Source organism: Mucilaginibacter aquaedulcis, from assembly GCF_030409325.1.
In the GTDB taxonomy this organism is placed as follows: Bacteria; Bacteroidota; Bacteroidia; order Sphingobacteriales; family Sphingobacteriaceae; genus Mucilaginibacter; species Mucilaginibacter aquaedulcis.
The window spans coordinates 330377-345573 of sequence record NZ_JAUFPR010000001.1; the positions used below are offsets into that span (position 1 = coordinate 330377).

At 43.4% G+C, this 15197-nt stretch carries 10 protein-coding genes; 1 reads left to right on the forward strand and 9 read right to left on the reverse strand.

Annotated elements, in window-relative coordinates:
* Nucleotides 1-5: 5 nt before the first annotated feature.
* The 5 genes from QWZ01_RS01230 to QWZ01_RS01250 all read right to left on the reverse strand — a co-directional run bounded on the left by QWZ01_RS01230 (nt 6) and on the right by QWZ01_RS01250 (nt 4601).
* Entirely contained in the window at nt 6-686 is a 681-nt protein-coding gene (locus QWZ01_RS01230) for a MarR family winged helix-turn-helix transcriptional regulator (protein WP_290321389.1), read from the reverse strand.
* Nucleotides 687-696: 10 nt separating this feature from the next.
* Nucleotides 697-1740: an oxygenase MpaB family protein gene (locus tag QWZ01_RS01235; RefSeq protein WP_290321390.1), complete on the reverse strand. Its 1044-nt coding sequence runs from the start codon at nt 1738-1740 to the stop codon at nt 697-699.
* Between the two features lie 78 nt (nt 1741-1818).
* The gene (gene idi / locus QWZ01_RS01240) at nt 1819-2382 is read right to left on the reverse strand and encodes an isopentenyl-diphosphate Delta-isomerase (protein ID WP_290321391.1); all 564 of its coding nucleotides are present in this window, start codon (nt 2380-2382) and stop codon (nt 1819-1821) included.
* Complete coding sequence (locus QWZ01_RS01245; RefSeq protein WP_290321392.1) at nt 2379-3215, reverse strand: phytoene/squalene synthase family protein; 837 nt, start codon at nt 3213-3215, stop codon at nt 2379-2381. The genes idi and QWZ01_RS01245 overlap by 4 nt, the downstream gene beginning before the upstream one ends.
* Before the next feature lie 267 nt (nt 3216-3482).
* Nucleotides 3483-4601 carry a Gfo/Idh/MocA family protein gene (locus tag QWZ01_RS01250; protein ID WP_290321393.1) on the reverse strand — a complete coding sequence of 373 codons (1119 nt, stop codon included), beginning with the start codon at nt 4599-4601 and terminating at the stop codon, nt 3483-3485.
* Nucleotides 4602-4794: 193 nt separating this feature from the next.
* Between QWZ01_RS01250 and QWZ01_RS01255 the strand changes: the two genes are divergently transcribed.
* Nucleotides 4795-5814, forward strand: a complete 1020-nt coding sequence (locus tag QWZ01_RS01255; protein WP_290321394.1) for a class I fructose-bisphosphate aldolase — start codon at nt 4795-4797, stop codon at nt 5812-5814.
* 75 nt (nt 5815-5889) lie between these two features.
* Here the strand turns inward: QWZ01_RS01255 and QWZ01_RS01260 are convergent, their stop codons facing one another.
* The 4 genes from QWZ01_RS01260 to QWZ01_RS01275 form a co-directional block, all read right to left on the reverse strand.
* On the reverse strand, nt 5890-8049 hold the full coding sequence (locus QWZ01_RS01260) for an alpha-galactosidase (protein ID WP_290321395.1): 2160 nt from the start codon (nt 8047-8049) through the stop codon (nt 5890-5892).
* Nucleotides 8050-8127: 78 nt separating this feature from the next.
* Nucleotides 8128-10065: an SGNH/GDSL hydrolase family protein gene (locus tag QWZ01_RS01265; RefSeq protein ID WP_290321396.1), complete on the reverse strand. Its 1938-nt coding sequence runs from the start codon at nt 10063-10065 to the stop codon at nt 8128-8130.
* A gap of 15 nt (nt 10066-10080) precedes the next feature.
* Nucleotides 10081-12366, reverse strand: a complete 2286-nt coding sequence (locus QWZ01_RS01270; protein ID WP_290321397.1) for a glycoside hydrolase family 95 protein — start codon at nt 12364-12366, stop codon at nt 10081-10083.
* A gap of 287 nt (nt 12367-12653) precedes the next feature.
* Nucleotides 12654-14978, reverse strand: coding sequence for a GH92 family glycosyl hydrolase (locus QWZ01_RS01275; RefSeq protein WP_290321398.1), 2325 nt, complete (start codon nt 14976-14978; stop codon nt 12654-12656).
* Nucleotides 14979-15197: the final 219 nt, after the last annotated feature.

The window sequence follows — 15197 nt, forward strand, 5'->3', positions numbered from 1 at the left end:
CTATCTTATACCAATTTTCCAGCGTGTTTGGTCAGATCGTTTTTGCTTTTAATGGTTTTATGTTCGTGATGATAATAGTGGAAGTTCTCTAACTTTTGTAACAGGTAGCGAAGTGTAAACTTTTCGGCAGATGATAATTCGCCGCTTACCATTTTACTTACTTTGTTCATGTCCTGAAAAACACGGTACAACAACTCCTTACCTTCGGCTGTTATGGCTACGCGTTTGGTTCTCTTGTCATTTTCATCATCCCATTGTTGTATCAACCCGGCCTGCAGCAAACGGCTGATCACCTCCGTACCAGAGGGCTTTTCCTGCAGGTTCCGGCTTATCAGTTCACTTCTGGATAAGCTTTCATGCGTAAGCAAAATAGCCAAACCGGTAAAATCCTCTGCCGAACGCAGTGCAGTGCCATCCAGCGCCTTTTTGATGTAGAACTTGGCATAGCGACTCATGTAAATAAATAGCCTGGCAATGCTGTTATCCAGCTGATAGGCCATTTGTTGTGCTTGTTGTTCTTGCTCACCGAAACGAACATCAGCTGTGGTATCAGCATCCTGCTGTTCCTGAAGGTGGCTCACCAAAAAGCCGGCAAAGTCTGTGAGGGTTGGCGCAAGGCCCTCACCTTCCTGTTCAAATTTTTCAACAAGGTCAAGTAGTTCGCGTACCAACTGGTATGATTTCATTAATTAAATATTATCGGTGTAACTTGTGATAAGCATTTTTATAGGCAATCTGTGGCTTGAGGCCGGGTTTCAGATCCTGCCACAAACTTAACATTCTGATCAGGCGCAGTTTGTCCTGACTTAATTCGGGCGTATCTATTGCCAGTATAGCTGCAATTTCATTGCCGAGCAAATGTTTCATCAATCCTAATACATCCCTTGGATTTTGTCCAGCTTCTTTAGCCGCTTCAGAGAACAGAGCAGTCAATGATTCCATTAACTCCTGCCCTTGCTCAGATGCCTCAAACTGCCTGGTACGGATGGCGCTTTCAAGATCCCGGATAGCGTGAATATCTGCCGGAAGTAGTCCCTGGTTTATGCCAAGCAAGCTCCCGATCACGTTCCAGAGGTGCAGGAATCCTTCTTGCTCCCCAGGTTCAACAGTATAACCAAGCTTGCGCAAACCTCTAATAACTATTAATGAAAAAGCGATGTTGGTACCGGCCATGTCTTCCTGGTTAACCGGCATTCCCCAGGTTATATCCCATTTGCCGCCTTTTTGTACATAGTGGCGGGCGGCGGCGTGTATCAACCGCACTTTTAATATGCTGGCAAACCCCTTTCCTCCAAAATCAAATGCCCCCGGAGCCATGGTTTCCCACACAAACTCACCGGTTTCGCGCAAACGCTTATCGGCATCAGAGCGCAGTCTTTCTGATAAATAAAGCACCATAGCCCCGTTTGCGGCAGCGTAACAATAAGGTAATGAAAGCAGGCCTAATAAATTCATGATAGCCTTTGCATGGCCCGCAAAAAAAACTGAACCTGCTGCCATCAGTTTCAAATTAGCCCATTGAGGCAGTGCAGTTGCTTCGTTAATAAAGTTATGTCCGGGATAAAACCCGGCAAATTCTTTTATTTGCTCATTAAAGTTAAGTGTGCTTAGTTTTTGAAACAGCGCTTGTTTTTGAATGGTATCTTTAAATATCTGTTGTATAAATACATCAGCAAGTGGGTCGCAGACCATCCGTTGTGTATTTAAAAAATCATCATTAAAAACACCTGTGTAAAGCATGGTTCACGAGGTTTTTAGGTTTATTAAAGATAGGTCAATATTGTTACTGACATCCCAATCTGCCTTTAAATTTCACAATTATTCGGGCTGATACCTGAATTGTTGATCAGGGAATATTTTAAAATAAGCTTCCACCACACGATCAAAGCATATTTTTAACCATTCGGTATAATTATCAGGGCTGTTTTGCATATCGGCAGCCAACTCATCCATATCCTGGTAACAGTAAGCCGAAACCTCGTCGGGATTGGGTGTGGGCTGATCATTTGAGATACCGAAAAAAACATGGTCAAATTCGTGTTCAATAATTTGCCCCTGCATTTCGGCACGGTAAGTAAAGTTAAACATCTGGATAAGGTTGCAGCTCAGACCCATTTCTTCATGCAGCCTGCGATGAGCGGCCTCTTCCGTTTTCTCGCCCGGCCTCGGGTGACTACAGCAGGTATTTGTCCATTTTCCGGCAGAGTGATACTTATTTGCCGCCCTGCGTTGTAGCAGAAGCCTGCCATCACCCGTGAAAACAAATACAGAGAAAGCCCTGTGCAGCTGGCCCGAGTAATGCACTTCTGCCTTACCCGCAGTACCAATTTGCCGGTCTTGCTCGTCAACCAGTATCAACATATCATCTGTAACCACACTCATAATAAACCCATTTGAAAACGAACAACTGAGCCGCACATCAACCATAGTTTATGACCGTTGGAGATCCTGACCCTTTCGGTCATCACCCTTTCTGGTTGCAGGCGGGTAAGCTTGTGAAATAATTTTTTATAATATACATACGCCAGATAAACACCTCTCCTGGAAGAGCCTGGCAACTGTTTAATGCCGGTTAATGCCTCTGCAAATTCCAGCCTTATCTCTCGCTCTATCACCTGTTTATCCGCGTCTGTAAATCTATCCATATCTATACCGGGAAAATAGCTCCGGTTCAACTCATTATAATCAGCATTGATATCGCGTAAAAAATTCACCTTCTGAAAAGCCGAACCCAGTTTCATTGCCGGTTGTTTTAACTGCTCAAACAATTGTGTATGGGTATGTGTAAATACGCGTAAACACATGAGGCCCACTACCTGTGCAGAACCTAAAACGTATTCATCGTACTTTTCGCGTGTGTAATCCTGCAAATGCAGATCCATTTCCATGCTGTTAAAAAACTGCAGGATAAGTTCATGATCTATATTATACTTTCTAACGGCATGCTGAAAAGCATTCAATACCGGGTTAAGACTTATGCCAATTTCAATAGCCTTGAAACAATCGGCCTTAAACTCAGCAAGTAACACGGCCTTGTCATGATCATGAAAACTATCAACAATTTCATCAGCAAGCCTTACAAAACCATAAATTGCGTAAACAGGTTCACGCAACTCGTGCCCCAGAAACCTGATACCGAGGGAGAAGCTGGTGCTGTAATGTTTTGTGGTTGCTTTACTGCATTTGGCCGATAACTGATCAAACTTTTGTTTCATTAATTGCAATATCGCATTTTTTTGACATAGTATAATAACATTCAATTAAATTAATTATTGTATGTTTTAATACAATAATTAACCAAATAGATAGGTTTTACATACTAATTATGAACGCTAACTCATGCATAATTAATATAATCAACACAATTACGTGTTAATTGGGGCATCAGATTTAGGCTTACCATCAATATCCATCATAAAAAGAACAAGCCCAGAAAGCACCTTTCTGAGCCTGTTTAAAAATTAATAACAGCTTATCAGCTATCAAACTTTAATTTCAACTTTTTGACCACTTTTAACCGCCTGGTAAATGGCATCAATAATTTTCAGATCTCTTACCCCTTCTTCACCATCTACAGGTACAACTGGCTGTTTCCCCTCAAAAATAATTCCGGCCATCTCATCCATCTGAACAGCCTGGTGAATAGTTACGGGCTGGTTAAGCTCGCCTTTGTGTGTTCGGCCTTTGATGGGGCCATAATTTGTGGAGGGCTGCATTTCGGCAAATCCTTTCTCGCCATCAAGAAAGAACCGGTCGAGGTTATTCATATTATAGGTTGATAAGCACGAGGCCACGGCACCGCTTGGAAAGCCAAACTGAAACTGGATGGTTTCATCAACCCCCTCCTTAAACTTTTCATGATCTGTTTTAGTTTCCTGCGCAGTAACCCAAACAGGTTCTTCGCCGGTCATATACCTGGAGCCATTAATGGCATAGATTCCAATATCCATAATTGAGCCGCCTCCTGATAGTTGTTTATTCAACCGCCATTGTTTCGGATCACCAATAGGGAAACCACATTGCCCCTGAAAAAACATGATCTTACCGAACTCACCGCTTTGCCTCATCCGGATAACCTCCAATGTTTTAGGTTCAAAATGCATACGATAGCCTACCAGCAATTTTACGTTGGCTTTTTTACAGGCATCAACCATTTCCTGCCCCTGCTGCGCATTTACCGACATAGGTTTTTCGCAAATGGCATGTTTACCTGCTTTAGCCACACGTATTACCTGGTCATGATGCAAGGCATTTGGGGTAATTACATACACGGCATCAATATCAGGGTTGTTTTTGATGTTATCGAAATTTTCGTAGTTATAGCAGTTTTTAGCGGGGATGCCGTACTTGGTTTGCCAGTCTTTAATTTTTGAGGGTGTACCACTAATTACCCCTACCAATTTAGCCTTGGTACATGATTGCATAGCTTCGGCAACACGCGTTCCGTAGCTGCCCAAACCCATAATGGCTACCCTTAACACTTTACCATCATATGGTTTTTCATGTTGTACAGGATTATTTGCCCAGCCCGAAAGCGGTGTTAAATGCAGTGCCAGGGCAGATAGCCCCAATTTTTGTAAAAAGTCGCGGCGTGAATTCATAAAGCTTGTTTTTTTATAGGTTGGTTTATGATTACAATTTACAATTTTCTTGTGCAAATTGTTGATTTACATGACATTTTTTATTGATTTAAGTTCATAAATTAGTAATGAAAATCCTTTCATTATAATGACAAACAAAGCTCCGTTCAGTAATGTTTTTTAGCACAATTAAACTACTCATAAACTACTCACAATGGATAAGCAATCACTCAGAAATATAGCCCAACGGCTTATGGATGGCGACAAGGGTCTTTTAGCCATGGACGAAAGTATAGCTACCTGCAATAAACGCTTTGCAGAAGCTGGCATACCGCAAACCGAAGAATACCGCAGAAAATATCGTGAAATGATAGTTACCACGCCTGATCTTGGCGAATGTATAAGCGGTGCCATACTATTTGATGAAACCACCAAACAAGCGGCAGATGATGGTACGCCGTTTATTGACCTTTTGGTAAAAGGAGGCATTATACCGGGTATTAAGCTTGATGAGGGTGCTAAAAGCCAGCCAGCTTTTCCGGGTGAAAAGGTGACTGAAGGATTAGATGGCTTACGTGAAAGGTTAAAAGTTTATGCTGTTCAAGGATTAAAATTTGCCAAATGGCGTGCTGTGATAACCATTGCTGAGGATACCCCTACTGATGGCAGTATTTACGCGAATGCCCATGCACTGGCCCGTTATGCGGCCCTTTGCCAGGAAGCCGGACTTGTACCCATTGTTGAGCCCGAAGTACTGATGGATGGCAGCCACACTATTGAACGCTGCTTTGAAGTAACAGAACGTGTATTGCACATTGTATTTGAAGTACTGATACAGCAACGCATTTACCTGGAAGGAATGATATTGAAACCAAACATGGTAGTTTCAGGGCTGCTGGCACCGGTACAGGCTGATGCCGAGGAGGTAGCCGATGCCACTGTACAATGTTTACTGCGCTGTGTGCCTGCCGCCGTACCCGGAGTAGCTTTTTTATCGGGCGGACAAGCAGCTCAGGATGCAAGCGCTCACCTGAACGCCATGCATATCAAATACAAGGATAAACTGCCATGGGCGCTTACTTTCTCATTTGCGCGTGCCGTTCAGCAACCTGCAATGGAGTACTGGGCCGGCAAGGAAGAAAATGTGGCAGTGGCCCAGCAGCTGCTTTATAAACGTGCCAGCATTAATAACGCGGCTCGCAGAGGTGAATACACTCCGGCTATTGAAGCATAGTCTTTAAATCATATATAAAAACAAAAAGAGCTGCAGTTAATGATTGCAGCTCTTTTTGTATACGCAGGGCTAGGCTTATTTAACTTCATCCAACTGCAAAACAACGCTTGTTCTGCCGCTGTTTACGTGTGGGTTTACTCCTACAGTCATTAAAAAATCGCCTGTCAGGATCAGGTTATTCTCTAATGAAGATTTAGCATTCGGGTAAAGATTAACTTCCTTTACCTGGTATTTTTTCTGCGGATCGAGCCCTTTTAAACGAACAGGAACGTGGGTGCCTGTACCATAACGATTGTTAACCAGGTAATTGAACACTACACCGGTCGATTTGGCTTCGTTAACATACATGATTGATGCTGCATCGTTATCCCATGGACTTTGTAAACGGTATTGATTACCGTGCCATATCACATCTTTAAGGTTGTTATAATTATTTAAAGCCCCGTGCAAATAAGCCTGATCATCTGCACTTAACTTACTGATCACAATATCAAAGCCCAGCTTGCCCATCATGGCAACATCTGTACGGAATTTAAGCGGTTGTTTTCCCCAATCAGTAACATGGTTTGAGCTGGTAATTGCAGGGTAGAAATAAGAGTACTCCCACTGAATAAAAATGCGTTCAATCGGATCAGTATTATCACTTGGCCAAAACTCGGTAAAGTATTTAAGCGCACCGTAATCAACACGGCCTCCACCACCAGAGCATAGCATTAACGGCACCTTTGGATATTTTACCCTTACACGTTCCAACACCTTGTACAAACCACGCACATAATCAATGTATAAATGCGACTGGTCTTTTTTCAGATAAGCGGAATATGCATTATAGATCACAGCGTTGCAATCCCATTTAATGTAAGCCAGATCGGGATTTTTGGTAAACAGATCATCAACTATGTTAAATACAAAATCCTGCACTTTTGGGTTTGAAAGATCAAGCTCCAACTGATTACGGAAGTATTTTTCGGGGCGGTTGGGTTGTTTGATAACCCAGTCCGGGTGTTTGGTGTACAGCTCACTCTTCGGGTTCACCATTTCGGGCTCAATCCAGATACCAAATTTTACACCATTAGCCTGTGCTTCTTTTACTAAGGAACTGATACCGTTAGGCAGTTTCTGTTTGTTCTCCTGCCAGTCGCCCAGGCCTGCATGATCGTCATTACGTGGGTATTTATTCCCAAACCAACCATCATCCAATAAAAACAGGTCGACGCCCAGCTTTTTGGTATCCTTTAATAATTCGGCCAGTTTGGCTTCATTAAAATCAAAGCCGGTAGCTTCCCAGTTATTCAACAAGGTAAGCCTTGAGCCCTGGCCATCCACAATTTTATGGTTGCGTGCCCAGCTTTGCAGCTTACGACTGGCATCACCCTTACCCTGATCAGAGTAAGTGTATACCAATGCCGGGGTAGTAAATTCTTCGCCAGATTTTAAGTGGTATTCAGATGCCGCGTTGTTAATACCCGCTATTACCCTTAAATTATTGGCAACATCAAGTTCCAGATCTATTTTAAAGTTACCCGACCACTCCAGTGCTCCCAGTAATACTTTTCCCTCATCCTCTGTAGCCGGTTTATCCATTGAAACCATGAACATTGATGGCTCATACAAATTGGCCCGGGTACCCAGCTTACTGTCAATAGTTTTAATGCCATGAGTTAACTTAGCTTCTTCGGGCTGCATTTCCATAGCCCAGTTGCCATGATATTGTTTGAGCCAAAAGCCGGAACCTTTTAAATTCAGATTTGCCGATGCGAACTTATTCAGGGTCACTATCCCCTTTTCGCCATGCTTTATTACCGACCATTGTTCGGTAACATCCTCTTTGAAATAAGTTTTGTAAAACAGCTTTACTTCAAAATCATAAGCCGGGTCTTTCAATGTAACGGTCAATAATGAAATATCGTCATCAACCTTGGTTACCACGTGATTTACATAAACCAGGTTTAAAGATTTATTACCATCGGCATGGGTAACGGTTATGGCCGGCTCGGCCAGGTTTGCTGAACCAGATGGTGTATAAGCCGAATTCAGGATGCCTGAATCATCGGCCTGGTTATACATTTTTTGAATAGCTTCGTACTCTTTGGTATTATTAAGCTTAACACCAAAGTAAACCATCTTCAGGTTTTTCTCGGCATCAGTTTGCAATACCAGCGCATTGTGTTGCGTTTCAACAGGAATAGTTACCTGCTGGGCAAAACTACTGCCTGCCATAAATACTGTGCCCATATACAAGCAGAAAGGCATTAATTGGTTTCGGAAGGTTTTTCTCACTTTTGTAGAATTGGTTATATGGTTAAATATTGGCTATTTATCGTTCACAAAAAAGTTTACTATCCTGCACGCGTGCCCTTTGCTCCCATTATTTTTTTGCGGACTAATTTTAATTTTAAGTACATGGTTACCGCTGCTTAAATTATCGCCTAACAAGTGGTAGATAGGTAAATGCAACCAGCTACTAAACTCTGTAAACAGGTCAAGATCTTTAAATTGGGCATTATCTACAGCATAAGAAATGGTTCCTGCATCGCCACCGGCTACCACCGCGATACCTACGGCATTACCCTTAAAAGGGAGCGATAATTCGGCACCTGGCTCATCGGCATTTAAAACAGGTACATTAACAAAACCATCACGGGTAGACAGGCCATCATTAGGTTTCCAGTTTGGAGTGATCTGCCAGCCCTTACCTAATTTGGCATTGGTAATATTATAGTAATGGCCATTCTCAAACCGGGCCTTATCAATTGGCTGGGGTAACTTTATGCTAACCGGCTCTTTGTACTGATCCTGAACACAGGCTTGCAGCAAACTTTTAATGGTTTCAAAATATAACTCCTGCCCATGGTACCATGGATGTATATCCTTAAAATCATCGGCCCAGTTAAGCTCACCGTTCTTTATTTTATCATGAGCTTCCAGCGACAGGTTAATGTACGGAATATTATAATGCCCGGCCACCATTTCATGGTTCACCAACTCGGGCGATATTTTGCCTTTATTGTAGTTCTCTATTTTTTGAGGATCGGCAAATGACATGAAGATCACATCCGTGTAGGGATTGGCCTTCTTAACATGCCTTACAATCCCCTCTAAAGATCGCACTTGTGTGGTGCTGTCTGTACCGCGGTCATTCACGGCGGCCTCAACAAACATCAGATCGTTTTTACCCGAATCCAATATATCCCGCTGTACCCTGAAGGCATGAGGTAAGCTACCTAATGATGGTATGCCTGCGGCGATAAAATGAAAATCGGTAGTTGGATAGGTTTCTTTCAGGTACTTGCAAATCTTATCGCGCCAGCCCGGATTAAACGTGATCGATCCGCCTAAGAATGATACGGTGGCCTTCTTTTTTACTGTAACAGCGTAATAAAAGTTATTGAGCTTACCGGCCGTTTTATAAAAATTGCTGTAAGGCAAGATGGTTTTGACCGGGTATGAATTATTAAAAATAAAGTCGGCATAATATCCCGGCCTGTCGATATTAAAATGATGTCCCTGCAACTCAAACGGGCCTTGCGTTACGGGGTGAATACTCATGGGGCCACCTAAAGCCACATATTTTTGAGCAAACAGGTAAGTATTTTCATTAGGCGGTGCCAATTTATCATCAAGCCCGATGGTGTGCAAAACGGGCACCCTGAATGATGCCAACCCCTCTAAATTATCAATAGGATTATCATTGTAAGCGAGGGCTTGTTCTTCGGTAAAGTGGTAAACCTGTTTTAACTCCTCCCATGCTTTAGCGTCACCAGGACCCTTGCCTTTTCCACCGGGCCAGCTTTTAAAATCGCATACGGGAGTTTCTGCATAAATGCAGCTCACCTTGTCGGGATTGCGCTTTGCCCAGCCATATGCATACAAACCGCCACGACTTACTGCCTCTAATGCAACTTTAGGAGCAAAAGCCTGCTTGCCGGTTAAATAGGTATAAAATTTATCCCAGATCCGCAATGCCTGCGGACTGCCGTACTGATCATCAACATTGATAAAGGCTACATAAAAGCCTTTAGTTAACAGTATGCTATCAATTTCCGTATGCCAATCCGGGAATGAGGCACGCCAAACCCAGGGATTACCGGCCAACGGATGCGCAGGTTTTACGTAGTAAGCTTCATGGCCATCAATAGTTAGCTTTACTTTTTCAAAGCCTTTCCATAAGTTGTTTTTACTATCCTGCCCTTTCACAGGCAAAAAAAAGCAGATCAATATAATGGCTAAAAGATAATTGAACTTGAACATACAATGTAAACTTCATTAAATGCCTGCAATAAAATCATAAACTTTGCCTGCCTGGGTGTTAAACATATAGCCCACCTCATGGCCTGCTCCTGTGCTTTTAGCTGTTGCTATTTCACTTTTTAAAGTATTAGGCACACGCAATTTGCATAACCCTCCTGCTAATGATTTGATGGATAATTTAACAATTTTTCCATTTTTCCATTCCATATTAGTGATCTCGAAATCGCCGCGGGCACGCAGACCCTTTACACTGCCGTTTGCCCATTTTTGAGGTAATGCTGGCAACAACTGAATTTCGTCTGTTTGGCTTTGCAGCAGCATTTCGGTAACACCTGCGGTATAACCAAAGTTACCATCTATCTGAAACGGCGGATGCGCGCAGAACAGGTTAGCATACAAGCCGCCCCCCTCGTTGTAATTTACGCCCGAACCACCAACCAGGGTTATAAAGTTGTTAATTATCTTGTAAGCATGCTCACCATCCTGCAGGCGGGCCCAAAAATTCATTTTCCAGGCCATTGACCACCCGGTTGATACATCGCCACGCGCCAGTAAGCTCACTTTAGCAGCCTTAGCCAGTTGCAGTGTTTTTATGGTACTGATGCGCTTACCCGGATGCAAGCCAAACAGATTGGAAGAATGGCGGTGCGTATCTTTAGGATCGTCGCGATCTGTTTCCCATTCCTGTAGCTGCCCCCATTTACCTATTTTAGGCATCAGCAAATGCTTACGCATGTCGGCCACGTGGTTGCGGTAGGCTTTATCTACTCCTAAAATATCAGCAGCCTGAATGTAATTGGTGAACAGATCGTATATAATTTCCTGATCATAGGTTACACCATCTTCGGTGGGGCCATGCTCCGGCGACCAGCCCAGCGGCGAAACCAATACGCCATTAGGGCGCCGTTTTAAATGATCATCCCAAAATTCTACTACTTCCTTAATAATAGGATAAGCAAAGTTTTTCAGGTAATCCTTATCCTTTGTAAAGGCATAGTGCTCCCAAATACCCTGCATATACCACGCGCTGCCTGGGGTGTTCCATAAAAAGCTGGAACCGCCATAAATGTTATTCTCGGTTTTAACCGTCCACCCTCGTACGCCGGGATATTGTTTTTTAGTGCTTTCCTTTTTTACCTCGCGCATACTGTTGATGTAATCGAGGTATGGGAAATGACATTCGGAAAGGTTAGTTGGTTCGGCCAGCCAGTAATTCATCTGGATGTTGATGTTGGAGTGATAATCGCTTCGCCATGGCGGATCGTTGCTCTCGTTCCATAAACCCTGTAAATTAGCAGGCAAGCCCCCTTTCCGTGATGAGCTGATAAGCAAGTACCTGCCATATTGATAAAGCAAAGCCTCTAATTGCGGGTCGCCGTTAGTTTTGTAAGCGAGCAACCGTTTATAGGTTGGCAGTGCGCTTTCCTGGGCAGGTGTGTTGCCCAAATTTAAAGCCACTCGGCCAAACAGGTCCTGGTAATCTTTCAGGTGAGTATTTAATAATTCTGGGTATGTTTTGGTTGAGGCATCAGCTAATGATTGCTTAACCTTTTCCTCCGGATCACCCGCTCTCCAGCCGTCGCTGCGTTTATTGCTATAGTTTGTGGCTGCGGAAAGTAAAATAGTAAATGCATCGGCATTGGTAATGTGTAGCTGCGAACCTCCTTTGCCATCACTCTCTACAGTTACCGAGCCGCCTTCATTTTTTAATAAAGCGGTAGCACTGTAAGCTAATCCATTACCCAATTTACCGGCAATTTGCAGCGAGGTTCCGTTGCCTGTAACTACTGCATTATGCGCATCGGTAAGTTTTATAATACCCGAATAAACCGCCTTTGAACCAGCTGTGAAGCGCAGCACCATGACCTTATCGGGGAAACTGCAAAAATATTCACGCTTATAATTTACATTGTTGGTGGTATAGGTTATTTGCTCAACAGCCTTACTAATATCAAGCTGCCTGCGATAGTCGGCCGGGGCTGCTTGCGTAGTGTCTTTTCCATCAAAATTAACGTAAAGATCGCCAAAGGCCTGGTAGGCACCTGTGTTTTCCTCGTCGCCCGTCCACAAACTAATTTCATTGAATTTGATATGCTCCTGGGCCGGGTTACCAAACACCATTCCACCGATGCGGCCGTTGCCCATGGGGTAGGCTTCGGTCATCCATGTTTTGGCAGGTTTATCGTCCCAAATAACTAAACCCTGCTGATGTAAACCCGGATTAGCCGATTGCGCATTTACACTAACCGCAAATACAACCTGCGCACAAAACAGCGAAAAACAAAGTAGTTTTCTTAGCATTTTTAAAAGAAGGTTTTTATTTAGATAATTGGTTAAAACAGCAGCTTTGTCTCATTCATCCGCAAATTCTATCAACAGCTACAGTTTTTGCTAAAGTAAAAAATAAATGTAAAGTTCACGGTTGTAATTTTACCCAGCTATTCAGCTTATTTGGCCTATGTGATTTAATTGAATAACAATTTAGGTATCGGTATCAGGTGTAAAGTATATATATTATTACAGAAATGGGTTAACATTTTAAGCGCTAACCCATTCTATTATTTCATAAGCATAATAAAAGCTATCTTCTATTTTCCCCAGGCTTTATTAGGTTTTGGGCCCATCACCAGCTCAAGCGTTGCGCCTGATGAAATGGCCGCATAATCTAAATGGCATTGATGATAAGGCCTGCCATTAAGTGTGGCACTTTGAATATATATGTTGGCTGGCGAATTATTTTTTGCCACTACGGTAAATGCCTTCCCCTTAGCGTATTTAGGATCAAGGTTGATCTTAACCTTACTAAATACCGGGCTGGTGATCTCGTAACGCATATCGCCGGGACAAACCTGTGCCACACCGCTTGCCGCCAGCACATACCAAGCCGACATCTGGCCAACATCCTCATTACCTACCAATCCTTCAACTTTGTTATGATAGGCGCGGTTGCAGATAATGCGCGTCCATTTTTGGGTAAGCCAAGGAGCACCTAAACGATTGAATAAGAACGGTACATGATGTACCGGTTCGTTGGCGTGGTTGTAATAATTATTCCAGAGCAGGTTGGCGGGTGCTTTCTCGAAGAAAGCGGTAAGATCGGCTATCGCCTTATCATTACCGCCCAGTAAGGTGGCTAAGCCGGGTACGTCCTGAGGTACAAACCAGCCTTGCTGATAAGGATTGCTCTCTACCGTACCATAGTTTTGCTGTAACCTGCCCTCGGTAGGCCATGCCATCCACTCTCCATTATCCTTTTTAGGGCGAAACCAGTTTTTATCCTGATCAAAAACATTTTTATAGGCATATGCTTTTTCAGCATATTTTGCAGCATCATCTGTTTTGCCGGTAGCTTTAGCTATCTGTGCTATACACCAGTCGAAATAAGCATACTCCAAAGTACCGGATATGCTGTTACTGCCTGTGCTGAAGCCACGATCGCCATTGCCAAACTTATTTTGTGTGTTTATACTGTACTGATAGGCTTTGTCAACATCATATCCACGGATACCCTTTTTATAGGCATCGGCAATAACGGAGATAGACGGGTTACCGATCATACAACCACTATACGCATTCAATAACTCCCAGCGATCAAAATACTGCCTGCCATTTTCAGTTGCCAGTGTAACCTGCGAGTTGATCAAATCGTTTACCAAACCTGGGTTAATAAGTGTTTGTAAAGGCATCTGGCTGCGGAACACATCCCAACCGCTGAATATGGTTCTTTTAGTAAAATGGTCGGCCGTGTGGCTTTTCAGATCGCCGCCCGGATATTTTCCGTCCACATCCTGAAAAGTTCGCGGATCTATCATGGTATGATAAAGGGCGGTGTAAAAGTTATACTTCTCTTCGGTAGTGCCGCCGGTAACCTGAATTTTAGCTAAAGCATTATTCCACAATGCGCGGGCCTGCTGATGCACCTTGTCGAAATCAAAATCCTTTATTTCTGACTCCAGGTTGTTCTTTGCACCTTCAATACTATTATAGGAGATACCGGCCTTTAATACCACCTGCTCATTGGCTTTGGTTGCAAAATCGGTATAAAAGCCCAGGTGCTTGCCCAGCTTTTCTTTAGTGCCCGGCAGTATAGCGGCATGTGCTATAAGGTCCTGGTATTTGTCGCTTTCAATATCCTCTAATTTGCGGCTTTGATTTTCGGGGATGCTGGCGCTCCACACACCATAATCTTTGATGGGTTTATTTAACTGGGCGTAAAAGTAAACGGTATAAAAAGCCTGTCCGTCGCCATTGCCCCAACCGCCGCCTGCGGGTGTACATTTTATCCAACCCTGAATGGTGTGATCATCAACAACTTTGATGTATTGGTTTACCGAGGTGCCGCCAACACGGCGTGCCAGATCAATCTGTATCCGAGAGTCGCTGCCCTGCGGAAAAGTGAACCTCATGATACCACTATGTGGCGCCGCGGTAAGCTCGGTCCTGATCTGGTGATCACTAAGCATTACAGAGTAATATCCTGCCGAAGCCTTTTCGCTTTTTTTATCATAATAAGAGCGATAGCCATCATGCTTACCCTCTTTACCGGCGCTGGTTTGTAAGCTGCCCGTTGTTGGCATCACCAAAAAATTTCCCAGATCGCCATACCAGCCTACACCGCTCATTTGGGTTAGGGCAAAACCTTCAATAGTTTTATGCTCATAACTATAGCCCGAACCGTTATCGCCGCCGGTTATGGTATTAGGGCTTACCTGCACCATACCAAAAGGCACGGCAGCACCAGGAAAGGTTTTGCCTAAACCGGCAGGGTTACCAGCCAAATGCATGTTGGTACTTGCCCCTACAAAAGGGTTAACATAATCTGCCAGTTGTTTTTGCTGCGCAAATACAGCCTGACCAACGCATAGCCCCAGGCCGAGGCAAACAGCTTTTAAAGCTTTTTTACTAATGAGCATTACTTTATTTACTTAGGTTTTGATGATACATCATAGGTATATGAATAGGCCGGCCCGCATTTTGTTGCGAGCCGGCCGGTAACATACATTAAAATATTATAGTTGACGGATGCTACCTGGCGATAGCAAATTTATTATTTAGATTGGCTTTAAAGCAGCCCTATTTATTAATAACGCTAATTTTACAATAACACCCTCGGCCACAATTCATAAAATCAG